Annotated in this window: 13 protein-coding genes and 1 pseudogene; 8 read left to right on the forward strand and 6 right to left on the reverse strand. The window is 34.1% G+C overall.

Annotated elements, in window-relative coordinates; translation table 11 throughout:
- Positions 1-743 precede the first annotated feature (743 nt).
- The 6 genes from I5435_RS02850 (at position 744) to I5435_RS02875 (ending at position 5,422) form a co-directional block, all read left to right on the forward strand.
- Positions 744-1,289: a TlpA family protein disulfide reductase gene (locus I5435_RS02850; RefSeq protein WP_337983211.1), complete on the forward strand. Its 546-nt coding sequence runs from the start codon at positions 744-746 to the stop codon at positions 1,287-1,289.
- Complete coding sequence (locus I5435_RS02855; RefSeq protein WP_337983212.1) at positions 1,279-3,090, forward strand: ABC transporter ATP-binding protein; 1,812 nt, start codon at positions 1,279-1,281, stop codon at positions 3,088-3,090. Before I5435_RS02850 ends, I5435_RS02855 begins: the two co-directional genes overlap by 11 nt.
- Entirely contained in the window at positions 3,087-3,671 is a 585-nt protein-coding gene (locus I5435_RS02860) for a MauE/DoxX family redox-associated membrane protein (RefSeq protein ID WP_337983213.1), read from the forward strand. The genes I5435_RS02855 and I5435_RS02860 overlap by 4 nt, the downstream gene beginning before the upstream one ends.
- A gap of 22 nt (positions 3,672-3,693) precedes the next feature.
- Positions 3,694-4,227, forward strand: a complete 534-nt coding sequence (locus I5435_RS02865) for a peroxiredoxin family protein (protein WP_337983214.1) — start codon at positions 3,694-3,696, stop codon at positions 4,225-4,227.
- A 48-nt stretch (positions 4,228-4,275) separates the two neighbouring features.
- Positions 4,276-4,509, forward strand: coding sequence for a hypothetical protein (locus I5435_RS02870; RefSeq protein WP_337983215.1), 234 nt, complete (start codon positions 4,276-4,278; stop codon positions 4,507-4,509).
- Between the two features lie 313 nt (positions 4,510-4,822).
- Positions 4,823-5,422: a TetR/AcrR family transcriptional regulator gene (locus tag I5435_RS02875; RefSeq protein ID WP_337983216.1), complete on the forward strand. Its 600-nt coding sequence runs from the start codon at positions 4,823-4,825 to the stop codon at positions 5,420-5,422.
- 159 nt (positions 5,423-5,581) lie between these two features.
- On the opposite strand, the gene I5435_RS02880 is transcribed toward I5435_RS02875, so the two are convergent.
- The 4 genes and pseudogenes from I5435_RS02880 to brnQ form a co-directional block, all read right to left on the reverse strand.
- On the reverse strand, positions 5,582-6,970 hold the full coding sequence (locus I5435_RS02880; RefSeq protein ID WP_337983217.1) for a S41 family peptidase: 1,389 nt from the start codon (positions 6,968-6,970) through the stop codon (positions 5,582-5,584).
- Positions 6,971-7,088: 118 nt separating this feature from the next.
- A pseudogene (locus I5435_RS02885) lies at positions 7,089-7,955 on the reverse strand (IS3 family transposase); the annotation flags it as partial.
- Complete coding sequence (locus I5435_RS02890) at positions 7,916-8,476, reverse strand: helix-turn-helix domain-containing protein (RefSeq protein WP_337983218.1); 561 nt, start codon at positions 8,474-8,476, stop codon at positions 7,916-7,918. The pseudogene I5435_RS02885 and the gene I5435_RS02890, both read right to left, overlap by 40 nt.
- Before the next feature lie 77 nt (positions 8,477-8,553).
- Positions 8,554-9,876 (reverse strand): branched-chain amino acid transport system II carrier protein, encoded by a 1,323-nt coding sequence (brnQ, locus tag I5435_RS02895; protein ID WP_337983219.1) that lies wholly within the window; start codon positions 9,874-9,876, stop codon positions 8,554-8,556.
- A gap of 251 nt (positions 9,877-10,127) precedes the next feature.
- Between brnQ and I5435_RS02900 the strand changes: the two genes are divergently transcribed.
- A complete protein-coding gene (locus tag I5435_RS02900; RefSeq protein ID WP_024362457.1) occupies positions 10,128-11,027 on the forward strand; it encodes a C40 family peptidase in 900 nt (299 codons plus the stop codon).
- A 166-nt stretch (positions 11,028-11,193) separates the two neighbouring features.
- On the opposite strand, the gene I5435_RS02905 is transcribed toward I5435_RS02900, so the two are convergent.
- Together I5435_RS02905 and secA2 are read right to left on the reverse strand one after the other, a co-directional pair.
- Positions 11,194-12,093, reverse strand: coding sequence for an accessory Sec system S-layer assembly protein (locus tag I5435_RS02905; RefSeq protein ID WP_024362458.1), 900 nt, complete (start codon positions 12,091-12,093; stop codon positions 11,194-11,196).
- 2 nt (positions 12,094-12,095) lie between these two features.
- Complete coding sequence (gene secA2 / locus I5435_RS02910; protein ID WP_229388552.1) at positions 12,096-14,456, reverse strand: accessory Sec system translocase SecA2; 2,361 nt, start codon at positions 14,454-14,456, stop codon at positions 12,096-12,098.
- Between the two features lie 225 nt (positions 14,457-14,681).
- Here secA2 and I5435_RS02915 point away from each other — a divergent pair, with 225 nt between their 5' ends.
- Positions 14,682-15,725 carry a glycosyltransferase family 4 protein gene (locus I5435_RS02915; protein ID WP_337983220.1) on the forward strand — a complete coding sequence of 348 codons (1,044 nt, stop codon included), beginning with the start codon at positions 14,682-14,684 and terminating at the stop codon, positions 15,723-15,725.
- Positions 15,726-15,773 lie beyond the last annotated feature (48 nt).

Consider the following 15,773-nt stretch of genomic DNA (forward strand, 5'->3'; position numbering starts at 1 on the left):
GTGAGTATCTTTATGTTGTTAAAGATACTCACTTTTTTATCATTTTGTTTTTTTTATATAAAACTCCATTCATTTGCTAAAGTATTTCTATAAAAAATTAAAGCTGTATGAAGCCCTGCATCGAAATATTACTACTATTTATTTGAAATAAAAAGACTCAAAGAATAAATTTTATTAGAGTAAGAGGAGCTTAAGAGTAATATAATTATCTTGATTTTTACAGAATGAAATCGAAGCAGCTTGAAAGTTTCATTATAGGAAATGATTATCATAATATTCATAATTGTTATTTTTCCTTATTACAACTATTTACATTTTTTGAAATATATCTTATACTAAAATAGTATCAAATTTAAGGAGGAAATGTTAATATGTTGAAAAAATTTATGAGCAGTATTGGAGTAAAAGGCCAGGATTTATATTGTTATAAGACTTGTAAATGGCAAGTTAATTTAGCATGTAATATGCTGGACCGAGATAAGAGCACCCTTTTATTGATTTGTCAAGACAGTACTGGTACTACTAGTAAAATGGTAGATTGCTGTCATAACTAGACTTTTAGATTTACGATATGGTTAATTACATAGAATAGACTTAGCTTAATAAGTTATAAGTTTTTTATTTTTGAAGATTGTAATTACAACCTAATCTAAAAAAGCACTCATAACCCTATTAGTTTATTAAATTAAGGATTATGAGTGTTTTTCTTTTTTAGTTAAATTATGCCTTAAGATGATTTGGATGTGGATGAATTGGAAATAATTTTAATATTCTTATTTATTGTTTTCATTACTATACTAATTGTTACATATAAACAATTAATTTCACTTAATAAAGAGATTTCTTATTTACCAAAAGAGATAAAGCGGGATTTACAAAATAGTCATCCATTAATTGGAGAAAGTATACATGATGTTGGTCCAGGAAATTGGGACATCGTCAAAAAAGATGTGATAATACAATTTGCCTCACCATCTTGTGCAAGTTGTCATTCTGCAATAGAGGAGTTGATAGAAGCAAATAAATTATATAATACGGATATTTATGTAGTAGTTATGCCTTCTGAAGATAATAAAGAGAGCTCTAATTTTATAGAAAAGTATAAGGATTTAGTAACAATCCTCCCTTATTCTAGGGAAGTTACTGAAATAATGAATATTACACAATTCCCTACTTTTATTATAGTTAATAAAGAAGGAATAATCTCTCTTGTCACCGTATTAATTAAGAAATTAGACTATTTTATGATTCAAATGTTAAAAACACACGGTGATACAAATGAAGTATAAAAATATAAAAAAAGCGTTCTATTTCATTTTAAAAATAGGTAAATTTTGGTTTTTCATTTCTCTATTTACAAATGTTTTTCTAGGTATTATTCCTGCTATAACACTCTTTATAACGAAAGAATTAGTAAATTCTATAGCTAGAATAATAGCTAACCCTAATCTCACGTTTACCATTCCGATTATATTGTTATTATTACAATTAGTAGTCGCCCTTACCGGTACTATTGTATATAATATTCAAAACTACATAGATAAAAAATTTGAAATTAAATTAGATTATCAATTACAGTTCAAAGTCTTACAAAAGTCTGCTTCTGTTCCTTTAATATGCTTCGATAATCATAAATTTTATAATCATCTGGCAAGAATAGAGGGAAGTGGTAGCAATTTTTTATCACCATTTAAGTCAATGTTACAAATTATAAAGACATTTATTACCTTTATTTCTATGTTAGTATTTCTTTTTAGTATACATTGGTCATTAGTGTTATTTAGCCTAATAGTTGCTATTCCCATGTTTATAGTACATGCAAGATTTGGTAGTAGAAGATTTTGGTTACTGTATAACCTTACTCCTGAATCACGTGAAGCCACTTATGTTTCGGGCCTATTAAAAGTTCGTGAAACTGCCAAAGAAGTTCGTGCATTCAGGTTGCAAGATTATTTACTGAATAGATGGTCTGAAAAATTTCAAATAAGTAATAAAGCCAATTTAGCATTAGCTAAGAAAGAACATATATCATATATCACATTAGATGGTGTTGCTGCATTGTTTTATGGAGGGGCAGCTATGATAATCATATGGCTAATTCAAAAAACAAAGATTCAAATTGGAGAATTTGTTGTTATTGGAGAAGCTGTGCATACTACTCAGAACTCTATCAATAATATAGCTATTGAACTCGCTAATATTTATGAAAATTCTTTATATATTGATGATTATTACAACTTTATAGAGTCTGAAATTGAGGATAATAGTTTTGAAAAAAAACTTTTATTACCTTCTAAGTTAGTAAAAGGAATCAAATTGGAAAACGTTTCATTTAGTTACCCAAATAACAATAATGAAATAATAAAAGATGTAACATTTAATATTAAACCAGGTGAAAAAATTGCAATAGTCGGTGAGAATGGGTCAGGAAAAACTACTCTGATAAAATGTCTCACAGGTTTATATTCTCCTACTAGAGGACGCATATTATATGATGATATTGATATAAAGTATGTAAAACCCGAACAATTATCTAATAAAATAACTATTATTTTCCAAGATTTTACTAAATATAATTTTACCGCACAAGAGAATATAGGGATCAGTTCACCAGTAAATATGAATGATAGGAGTCAAATAGAAAATGCATCGAAATTAGCTGAAGCACATGATTTTATTTGTAATTTTAATAAGGGATATGAAACTATGTTAGGCCGTTATCTAGGGGATGGAGTAGATTTATCTGGTGGCCAATGGCAGAAAATTGCAATATCAAGGGCTATATTTAAGGATAGTGAAATTCTGATTTTGGACGAGCCTTCAGCTGCATTAGATCCAATTACAGAGATAAATATATTTAAGAAATTTAATGAGATTTCAAAGGGTAAAACAACTATATTTATTTCACATAGAATGGCTTCTACAAGGTTAGCAGACCGTATCTTAGTATTAGATAAAGGGGCTGTTGTCGAAGCTGGGACACATGAGGAATTAATGAGTTTAAATCGACTATATGCAAACATGTATACTAAACAGACAGAATGGCACAATGATGATTTTAGTAAAAAAACAGAAGAGGTACTTGTATGAATTCAGAGTTTGAGTTATTTATTCGGATATGCATGGCTATAATTTTTTTTAGTAGCTCCATTTCTAAATATAATACCTTAGATAAACATATCGGAATAATTGAAAACTACAAAGTTTTACCTCCTAGCTGGTCAAGTGTAGTAGGTAAATTAGATGTGCTAGTAGAATTTTGTCTAGGCATTCTGCTTTTATTAGGATTATTTCAGTTTTTAAGTGGATTAATTGCTGGAGGTTTATTATTAATCTACACAATGGCAATAGTGATAAACATAATGCGTGGACGCAAAGAAATATCTTGTGGATGTGGTGGTGTATTAGGGAATCATAATCTTTCTTGGAAGCTTGTAATACGTAATATTATTTTAGTTTCAATATGTATTCTAGTTTCTTTAAACAAAGAATTACTTTTTTCTATTGATGCCATTATCTTTAGAAACAAATCATTAGAAGTATTTGGATATAAAGCATGGGAAACCATTTTCGTTACTTTACAAGCTATTATCATAGTACTTATTGCTAAAGAAATTATTAATATAAGAAAAATCTTTAAACGTATTATCTTATCATTTAAAGATTTTTAAATCATTAAAAGGATTGATTTTTATGAGTAATATTCTAATGTATTCAAATATATTATTATGGGTATTTATTATTTTACAGACAATAGTTATCTTTTTATTAACAAAATCAATTACCCATTTTTTAAATCGTTTTAAATTAGAAAAAGCTAATTCTAGAATAGTATCAGTTGGAACTAGGGCTCCATTGTTTAGGGAAGTAAGTGAAGATGGACAATTGGTAAAATTGAGTGATTATAATAATAAAAATACAATATTATTTTTTGCAAAGGACACTTGTAATGTATGTAAAGCAACTTTGGCAGCCTTAATTAAGGTTATAAAAAACACAACATCTATGCGTTTGATTATCGTTGCGCCAGAAGAGGTAGAAGAGAAAAATATAACTTATCCAAACAATGATTATACCTATTTAGTTCGTTCTAATTCTATTCTGATTAATTATGAAGTTTATGATGTTCCTACAATCTTTCTAATAGATCCTAACGGTATTATTTCTAATATATATTCAAACGATAAGTTAGATGAATTAAAGAAAGATTTAGGTATTAACTCCTAATAATGAACACACTTATATTATAATGCAATACCTAAATATGACTTGGAAATGGGCATCTTTAGCAAAGAGTTACAATTTTTTAGAGCGGTGCCACCAATGATTGTCATTGCGGTAGTTATGTATTACTCCAGCCACTATTTAGTATTTGAATATAAGTGGTTAACGTTTATTGTAGGTCTCATCATCTTTATAGCCGTCTTTGTAGGTTCCTACTTAGTATTTGGCATCAAAGAAGTAAAAGAATTTACGGATAAACTGAAAAAGAAGTTATTAAAGCAATAATCATTATGGTTAAAATAAAATGCGCGAAAAGCATGTTGGAAGTAGTACTTCCAGCATGCTTTTTGTATTTCTTGTCAAGCAAAAACAATTCTGTTTAAGGTAATGCTTTTAGCTTATTACATTGCTTTTCAATAGATTAGAAAAGTACCAAACATCATATTTTGTTGAATATGCATAGTGTAATTTTTGGAATTATATTATAATTAACATTATTCAGATAGTGAAAAGTAAAATGTTGGGTTTTGTGATGGTTTACTATTTAAAATTAATTTTTAAACAGGGTAATAATTTTTAACAGAGTAAGGTGACAATGATGGCAAGAGGTAGGAAAATCAACTCAAACGGTGAAAAAAGTAAACAATTATTACTGGAAAAGGCTGTGGAGCTTTTCGCTGAAAGGGGATACCATGCTACGAAAATAAGCGATATAGTGAAAGCAGCAGATGTAACACAGCCCACATTTTATTTATATTTTAAAAGTAAAGAATCGCTTTATGAGGACTTAAACATACAATTTCAGCTTGGATTTTATGAGATTATGGACAATCATTCCGAACAGGCTGAAAAAGGGCTGGAAGGCTTTATTCATATGCTAGAACATAAATTATATTTGATGTTTCTCTATATTATTGAAAATCCAAAGTTAACGAAAATTGGCTTTTTTGAATCGAAACAATCATCAAGCGTTAAATCGCAGCTTACACAGCGATTTATTGAGCTAGTTTATCGACATGATTGTGATAGATTGTTTAAATTACAAAATATCGATATCAAAATAGTTGCGGATAGTTTTGTTGGCTCTTTTGAACGTTTAATATTAACGAATTTACTAGAACAAAAAAGCAAGCCATGTGAACTTGCGCGAAATTTAGTTCATGTCTTTTTTTTATTAAAAGAACCTCCATATGTGTGATAGAAAATGAAATCCTTCTCAATACAGAGAGGGATTTTTTATTTTCGTTCCAGACGCGCTTGTGGTTGGGGCATATAAAAGGGCTGGTTATTAAAAAAAGCGTTTGATTCCCGCTTCGCTTTGGAGCGACAATCAAACGCTTTTATTCATGGCTTGTTGTTAGTTAGTTACTGCAATATGCAGATAAATACCTTTTTGCAGTTTGTCACCTGTAGGTTTCTGAATAGTTGGATGAACGAGCAACATATATTCTTGGCCTTTTCCTAAAGGATTTTTAGGTGTAACGAGTAAGGAATTGTCTTTTCCTACTTTTGTAGTAATTGGAATCTCGTCTCCGCCTAATGCAACAAGCTGTACACTGCCTTCAGGAATTGGTGAAGAGAAGGCTTGCGAAAACTTAACTACAAATGTTTTTGTAGATGGTACATTTTTTAGGCTTACTAGTTCCTGATACTCTTTGTATTGCGCTTTAATGGCATCGTAATGAGCTTGGAAGAGTGGTGCCGTCTTCGTTTGAATAGTTGGTTTCACGCCTACTTCGTTAATCGTTTGACCAGCAGGACCTGTAAATTTACCCACAGTAAGCTTTAAATAACTACCGTCATGTAATTCAAAGAAACCTTGCATTGCGCCTTTACCATAAGTAGTTTCACCATATAGAATCGCCGATTGTTGATCTTGTAACGAAGCTGCAAGCATTTCTGAAGCACTTGCACTATAGCGATTTACTAAAATACGTGTATCAGTTGGGAATTTCATGTTTTGTTGTGCTGCACGCACTTCATAAGAGGCATGGGCTTCCTGTAATAAATAGGCGATTTTTGCTTTTGGGAATAATCCAGTCAGCTGTTCAGCTGTTGCAACATAGCCCCCACCATTATTTTGTAAATCTAAAATAAAAGAAGTAGCACCACGTTGCTTAAGCTGAGTCAGTGCGTCTTTCACTAGTTGTGCGCCATCTTCAGAGAAAGAAGACATTGCTATGTAGCCAACATCACCAAACAATAAAGCAGATTCTACGTTTGGTAGTGTGAATTTTTTACGTGTAATAGTTTTAGTAGAAGTAGTCCCATTCTCGTGTAATAGCTTAACTTGCACATCGGTGCCTTCATTACCGATTAGCAGGGAAGAGGCTTCCTGAGTTGAGCTATCTACAATGGATTGACCATTAATGCCGATGATTATATCTCCTGCCACGACACCAGCTTCAGCTGCTCCACTTTCTTCAATTACTTGTAAAATATGAATGCCGTCATCATGCTCTTCAATCACAACACCAATACCGATTGTCGACATATTAATGCTATTCATAAATTCTTCAAATTCTTGCTTAGTAAAATATGTTGAGTAAGGGTCTAACATATTAATGATTTCTGAAATAGTTTTCGCATTTTGTAAGTTACCGTTTACTTTACCAACATAATTTTCCGTAATGATTTCCTTTATTTCCCCAACGAGTTGCTGTTCGTTATTTGCAGCAGAAGCGTTTGATAAAGGAAATAGGATAACACTCAGAATAAAAATGAAGGACCATAATACTTTTTTCATAAGACACCTCTTTTCTAATGACTTATGTTTATTATACATGAATTACCAAATTACAGCGAATGAAAACAGACACGTCTATAAAAGGAAGGGTAGTGACCCCTTAAAGTTAGAGTTTTTATTATGCAGCTAATTGGCTGGCATGTTTTCGGTAATTTACCGGACTCATGCCGGCCAGTTTTTGTTTAATACGAACATTATTATAATAATTGATATACTCTTTTATTTTCTTTTGTAATGCTTCATAAGAGATTAATTGTTCTCCATAATACATTTCCTGTTTTAGTAAGCTAAAGAAGTTCTCCATGGCCGCATTGTCTGCGCACGTTGCTTTACGAGACATGCTTTGAAAAATCCTGTTCTGCCTCAATGTTTTCACCCATGTATTGTGTTGATAGTGCCATCCTTGATCGGAATGAATGGTTGTCCGATATTCAGCACGCTTTTGAATAATTGGAAGCGCTTGTTTAAGTGAATCTAACACAAAATCTAGGCTCGGCCGTTTTGACATACTTAACCCAATAATCTCACCATTATATAAATCCATGATCGGACTTAAATATAATTTTTCATCATCTGTACATTTAAATTCAGTTACATCAGTCACCAATTTTTGAAGGGCATATGACGTTCTGAATCTACGATTCAAAAGGTTTTTAGCGACTTTCCCAACTGTTCCTTTGTATGATTTATAGCGTGATTTACGCACGAATTTCACACATTTCAACCCTAGGTTTTTCATAATTCGTTGTACCTTTTTATGATTTATTGTATGTCCTTGCACTCTTAATTCCGCATGAATTCGCCGGTAGCCATATCGACCTTCATGTTTTTCGAAAGTCTCTAAAATCAAGACTTTCCACTCTACGTCTGGATCCTTTTGCCCCATCAGTTTGATATGATAATGATACGTCGCTTCTGGAATATCCACTTGTTTTAAAATATCTTTTAATCGAAATCCTTCTTGTTTAAGTTCGAAGGCGATGGCAGCTTGTGCTTTTCGAGGAAGGCATCTGGATTCTCTCGAAAAGCCTTCAACTTTTTTAAATACGCCACCTCTAAACGAAGCAGTTCATTTTCGCGTTCTAGCTGCTCTTCACGTGACATTGTTTTTTCTTGGTTATTCGCTGTTGATTTTTGTTTCTTAGACATAGACGGGCTCCCCTTTAATTTTTTTTGCAGGCCCTCTATCCCTCCTTTTAAAAAACGATGATACCAACTAGCAACTAAAGTTGGATCATTCAAGTTAAAGTGAATCGCAGTATCTTGATAGGAAGCACCTGTTCGTTTCATAAAGTTTAATACATCTAATTTAAATTGAACAGAATAAAACTGCTTCGTTTTCTTAACGGATAAGCCACTTTGCCCAAACTCTTTAAAAGCACGGACCCATCTCCTTAATGGAGAATCACCTATACCATACTTCTTCGCTATCGCTCTATATCCTAGAGAGCCACTTAAATATTCTTGAACCACCATCAATTTGAATTCTTCATTATATTTAGTCATAAAAAATCACCTCAAAAGTTAGTTTTTCACTCTAACTTTTGGGGTGCAGTACCAAGACGTGTCTGTTTGTTTGAAGTTTAGTTTTTGTTAAAAAGCTTATGAATAATAAAACCTATAATTGTACCAATCATTGCAGGAACAAGCCAACCAAGGCTTTGCTCATACAGTGGCAAAATATTTAAAATATTCTCATAAGAAGTAAACGTGATTTTCATCTGTTTTAAGCCATCGTAAAGACTGACAAAGAATGTCGGAATTAACGCCAACACATAAACAATTCGTCCACCTTTAAAGAAATGATCGACAAGTGATAACACCATCAGTACGATTGCAAGCGGATAGATAATCAATAATACTGGAAGTGAAGTATTAATAATTGTCGATAATCCAACATTTGTAATTGCTACACTAAATAACGTAAAGACGATTAAAAATGTTTTATATGAGATTTGTGGAAATAGCTTATTGAAAAACTGTGCATTGGCTGTTAATAAGCCAACAGCAGTAGAAATACAAGCTAATAAAATCGTAACCGATAAAATAATACTGCCAAAGTCGCCAAACAGATATTCTGCTGATTTTGCGATGATGACGCCACCATTATCAGATGTACCAATTGCTCCAATGCTTGTATTGCCGATATAGCCAAGTGAAATATAAACAAAGGCCAAGCCAATGGCAGCGACAATCCCTGCAAAAATGGTTGTTTTGACTTGCTTTCTAGTATCGTTCATTCCCATACCACGTAATGCCTGTAAAATAACAATACCAAATACGAGAGCACCAAGAACATCCATCGTTAAATAGCCTTGTACAAAACCTTCGTAAAATGGTGAATCCGTGTAATTTCCAACCGCTGTGCCTGATTCACCCATTGGGGTAATAAAGCTCTTAACAGCTAGTAGTAAAATAACAATTAAGAGCGCAGGGGTTAAAATTTTCCCTACACGATCGACAAGTTTCGATGGGTTGAATGCTAAATAAAGTATTAAAGCAAAAAATACTATAGATGTAATGAATAGTGGAGCCCAATGTTCTTGTGCTGCCTCTGAAAGAAATGGCACAATGCCGATTTCATATGACACAGAGCCTGTACGTGGAACAGCGAAGAACGGCCCAATTGCTAAATAGACAATTGAAGTGAATATGATACCGAAAATTGGATGAACACGACTGGCAAGTAGTTGTAAATCGCCGCCTGCTTTTGCAACTGCAACGATTGCCAGTAAAGGTAAGCCTACGCCTGTTATTAAAAAGCCAACCATGGCTGTTGTAATATGTTCACCAGCTTGTTGCCCGAGCAACGGTGGAAAGATAATATTACCTGCCCCTAAGAACAAGGCAAAAAGTAATAAGCCTACAGCTAAATTCTCTTTGATGAAAACTAAGATGTTTCTCATAAATAATAAAAACTCCTTTATAATTGAAAAGCTAAAACTTTCTAAAAATTTTAAATACAGAAATGTATGTTATCATAGGACTATTAAACTTGCAATTATTACAGTAATGCTAAACAGTCGGATTCTGTAGTATTATATAGGATTGATAAATTGTTTGAAAAATAGTCAGTATTTCCGATTTTTGTTTTGACAATTCTTTAGTATGATAGACACACAAGGAAATATTCTAACATGAACGGAGGCTATTGGATATGCTTAAATCAAAAAAATTGAGAATTCTCGCTTTAAGCACTATTGCTACTTCATTTTTTGCGATACAAAATGCTGAAGCTGCAACATATACAGTACAAAAAGGCGATACGTTATCCAAAATCGCTCAAAGTCATCAAGTGACGATACAAGATATAAAAAAATGGAATAATCTATCGAAGGATACGATTTATGTAGCACAAAAGTTAGAAATTACAAAGCAGGCAACAGCTGAAACAGGAAAACCTTCAAAACCAACAACTACTACACCTTCAAAACCTTCAACTGCTGTTCATACAGTTGCGAAAGGTGATACATTATCAAAAATCGCCAAGCAATATAATGTGACAATAAAGGAAATAAAAGAGTGGAATGGCATAGAGAACGACACGATTTATATTGGACAAGTATTGAAAATTTCTCCAGTAGCTGTCGTACCCGAGGATGATACAGTACATAATAATGTAACTACAGATACGGGGACTCCATCAAAAGTAACAACAAAAGATCCTACAGCGAATGGACAAGCTATTTACAAAAAGACAGTGGAAGTGGCGAATACTTTAATTGGAACACCTTATCTTTATGGCGGTAATACGCCAGAAGGTCTTGATTGCAGTGGGTTTATTTATTATGCATTCAATCAAAGTGGTGTGAAAATAGCGAGAGATAGCAGCGAAGGCTACTTTAATGGCAGTACAACACATGTGAAAAATCCAGTGCCAGGGGATTTAGTATTTTTTGAAAATACTTATAAAGAGGGCATTTCTCATATGGGTATATACCTTGGCAATAATAAATTTATCCATGCGGGTACAGATGGTGTGGAACTATCGGATGTGACGTACTCTTATTGGTCAACTAGATTAGTAGGGTATAAACGATTCGATACAGTAAAATAATGAACAGGCGATTTTTGCATTAGGGCAAAAATCGCTTTTTTATTTGATTGAATGGGTCAATCGCCTCTAACAACGTGAGAATCGCCAGTAAACCAGGGTAAATCGCTCCGTACATCTAGGAAATCAAAAATCCTTCTTTCCGTAGAAAGAAGGATTTCATTTATTATTATTGTGTTACACGTGCTGTCCAGCGAGACAAGTCTGCTTGTTGTGCATCAACTAGTTCAGCTGGGAAGATGAATGTCCAAGGTTTTGTTGAGTTTGGTTGGACAGTTAGGATTGGATCCATTTTAAATGATCCTTTGGCAATTTGTTTACCTGTTGCGTCGATAATTTCTAGCGGTAATTGTTCTAGATTAATTGCTTTATTATGACCGTTACGGATAAAGATTGAAACATTTAGGTTACCATTATCAGCAAGTTTTGCTTGAAGACCAGTAAAGTTAACTTCTGTTTCACCTAATTTCGGTAAAGTATTAACGATTTTAGCAAGCTCTTCTTTTTGTGCTGCTGGTAATTGTTGTTCCCATGACGGATCTAATTCTAATTGGTGACCGCGTAAAGATACAAGGTTAAATGCGATTTTCCAACCATCTTCTGGCACTTCGTCTACTTTGATCGTTGATTTTTCAAATTCAAAAACCCATGGACGAGCACTTTCAGCTGGAATTGTGCCTAGCGCTTTAAAATCGAATTTTTTAGATGCTACAAGCTCATCGTTTTTATCCATAATGAATAATTCAATTTCACCTAACTCAATTGCTTCGGCTAATGATGAGCGGAAAAATGCACGAACAAGCCATTTACCTGTGCGTGGCTCATCTTCAATACTAATAGAAGATAGCGATAATTGATTCGGTTTTAATGGCTCTAGCTCATTTGCAAGGAAGTTAAAAATATACTTTTGTTCTTGTGGTACATTCCATTCAGGATGGAATGACAGCTTCGTTACAACATCACGATTGTCCCCTTTATTTGTAGACGCATTTCCTAGTAAATCTTTTGAGTCAATTGTGTTTTCTTGTACGATTTTATCTGATTTTTTAAAGAATGAAAATAAACCCATTATTAAACCTCCTGTTGTCCTTCAACCATTTTCATGAAGCCTGTAATTTCAATAATAATAGAACGACGCAATTCTTGGAAATTCTTTCCGAACAATTCGAGTCCTTCTCGTTGGTAAATGCGCATCGGATCTTCTTGTTGATAGTGACGTAAGCCGATACCTTCTTTTAAATGAGCCATTGCTTCTAAATGTTTCACCCAGCCACTATCTATATAGCTCAACATCACTTGTGGAATAACCGTCATGACTTCATCATTTTCTGCGAATTTCTCCATATGATCTAGCAGTTCTTGTTCAGAAGGCTGTATATCCGCTAGAATTTGTTTTACTTTGCCAACTTCACGATCTATTGTAACCGGAGTAATGAATAATGAATTCAATGCACTTTCCATTTGGTCATAATCCCATTCTACAGAAGGGAGCTCTTCAGGTGCAGCATCGCGCACTGCAAAATCGACCGTTTCACGCAGCATTTTTTGCAGCTCTCCCATTACATCTTCACCAGCTAAAATTTTGTCACGTAAGCCATAAATAACGGTACGTTGATCATTAATAACATCGTCTAATTTTAAATTGTATTCGCGCATGCCATATTGAGAGCCTTCTACAATTCGTTGTGTACGGTTGATAAGCTCTTGAACATCTTTGTTTTGGATGACTTCATTTTCATCTACAATCATTTTTGCTGTGAATTTTTCAACTTCTTCTTTTGCATAACGGCGGAACATATCATCTTCAATAGAGAGAATGAAGCGACTTTCACCTACGTCACCTTGACGACCAGAACGTCCTCGTAGCTGATTATCCACGCGGCGGCTTTCATGTTTTTCTGTACCAATTACGTAAAGACCACCAAGGGCATGGACATCGTCACCTAACACGATATCTGTACCGCGACCAGCCATATTGGTTGCAACCGTAATACGCCCTTTTTGACCAGCTTGCGAAATTAGCTCTACTTCTTGCTCAACTGTTTTGGCATTCAGTAATTGGAATTTTAAGCCTTCCTTTTTTAAATGGTCTGCAACGGTTTCAGATTGCAAAATGGACGTAGTACCGATTAAAACAGGTTGCCCTTTTTCATGGCGTCGTTTTGCTTCGGCAGCTACAAATTTATATTTCGCTGCTTGTGTTTTGAAAATAATGTCAGGTTGGTCTACACGTTGACGTGGTCGGTTTGTAGGGATTTGAATAACTTCCATTCCGTACACTTCGCGGATTTCCTTTTCCTGTGTTTTCGCAGTTCCTGTCATTCCCGAAAGCTTCGGATACATACGGAAATAGTTTTGAATTGTAATTTGTGCCTGTGCTTTGTTTTCTTCAGTAATCGTTACGCCTTCTTTTGCCTCAATTGCTTGATGTAAGCCATCGGAAAGAGAACGACCTTCTAAAATACGACCTGTGAACATATCAACAAGCTCGATTTTGTCATCCTTCACGATATAATCGACGTCACGCTTGAACATGACATGTGCACGAACCGCTTGGATCACATAGTGATAAAGTGTTTGATGTTCTAAATCGTATAAATTGTCAACATTAAAGGCAGCCTCAACTTTTTCAATGCCTTTATCCGTTAAAGAAGTGGCCTTTGTTTCATCATCAAAGTCGTAGTCTTCTTCTGCTTTAAAGCGTTTTGCTAACATAGCTGCAATGCGGTGTAATTCATCATTTGCAGGCATCTTACCGGCAATAATTAATGGCGTTTTCGCTTCGTCAATAAGCACACTATCAACTTCATCAATGATGGCGAAATGATAAGCGCGTTGTACTTTATCAGCTAAGCTATGTGCCATATTGTCACGTAAATAGTCGAAACCAAATTCGGTACCGACACCGTACGTAATATCAGCGTTATAAGCTTCTTTTTTGTCATTTGGTTCCATCATCGGTACATTTAATCCGACTGTTAAACCGAGGAAACGATGAATTTGTCCAACAAGCTCATAGTCACGTTTCGCAAGATAATCGTTTACTGTAATGACATGAACACCTTTGCCTTCTAATGCCCGTACATAAGAGGGAAGTGAAGCAACAAGCGTTTTCCCCTCACCTGTAGGCATTTCAGCAATATTGCCTTCAGTTAATACGAGTCCGCCAATTAGCTGTACATCAAAATGACGCATTCCTAATACACGTTTTGAGGCTTCGCGTACAACTGCAAATGCGTCTGGAATGATGGATGTAATTGGTTCTCCTTGATCTAAGCGATCCTTGAAAATAAAAGTCATTTCTCTTAACTCAGCATCTGACTTATTGACGTATTTTTCTTCAAGATTATTAATTTGTTCTACTATTTTATAGTAGCGTTTTAATTGACGAGCACTTGTTTGCTCATTGTTGCGTTTAAAAATTGAGAACATGAATTTACGCTCCTTTAAAGTTGTCTAAATGCTAGACACATCATTATTCTATCAAATTTTACGAATGATGACTACATTTGACATTAAGTAATAAAGGTAGAATAATAGAGAAAAATGGAAAATGTGAAATAGCGGAAAATGATTAGAAAAAGTATATTTCAGAGCATGTTCGTGCTATAATCAAATTGGATTCAAATGTAGATTATTTTTTTGAGGAGGAGAGACATGCTTTACGTGTCTTTAATAGCAGCATTCGTTGCTTCCATTTTGTTAACTCCACTAGTTAAACGTTTAGCGTTTAGAATAGGTGCCGTTGACGCGCCAAACTATCGAAAAGTACATGCACGTATCATGCCAAGGCTCGGTGGTCTGGCAATTTTCCTTGCGTTTTTAATAGGTGTGGCGGTCCTACAGCCACAAAGTCAATATAGTTTAGCGATTATTATCGGAGCTTGTATTATTGTAGCAACAGGTGTCATTGATGATATGCGTGAAATATCAGCGAAGGCAAAAATGCTCGGTCAAATCGTTGCTGCACTAATCGTTATTTTTGTAGGCGGTATTCAAATTGACTTCATTAACTTGCCATTTGGTGGGCAATTAGATTTTGGTTTTCTAAGTATTCCGTTCACTATATTGTGGATTGTTGGTATTACGAATGCTATAAACTTAATTGATGGCTTAGACGGATTAGCTGCAGGCGTTTCTTCTATTGCACTTATTACTTTATCTGGTATGGCCTTTATAATGGGCGATATGTTCGTATTAGCCTTTGCAGCAATTTTAGCAGCAGCTACAATTGGTTTCTTATTTTATAATTTCCATCCAGCTAAAATCTTTATGGGAGATACTGGGGCATTATTTCTAGGCTTTATGATTTCTGTCTTGGCTTTATTAGGATATAAAAACTTTACAATCATTTCGTTAATTATCCCAGTTATTATGCTAGGTGTACCGATTTCTGATACATTCTTTGCAATTGTTCGTCGTTTACGTATGAAGAAGAAATGGTCTGATCCTGATAAATCCCATTTACACCATCGATTATTGGATATGGGCTTTACACATCGACAAACGGTACTTATTATTTATGGCATTGCAATGATGTTTGGTTTAGCTGCCATTATCTTCTCAATGGCAAAGTTATGGGGAGCTATTTTACTAATTACGGTTATCTTAATTGCAATCGAAATTTTTGTTGAAGTCATTGGACTTGCTGGTAAAAACTATAAACCGCTATTAAATTTCATGCGGATATTCAATAAATAACAAAAGAACTGCTGTAGACAAACTCGAATTTGAGTTCGTCTGCAGTTT

This window comes from Lysinibacillus sp. C5.1, from assembly GCF_016350185.1.
GTDB lineage: Bacteria > Bacillota > Bacilli > Bacillales_A > Planococcaceae > Lysinibacillus > Lysinibacillus sphaericus.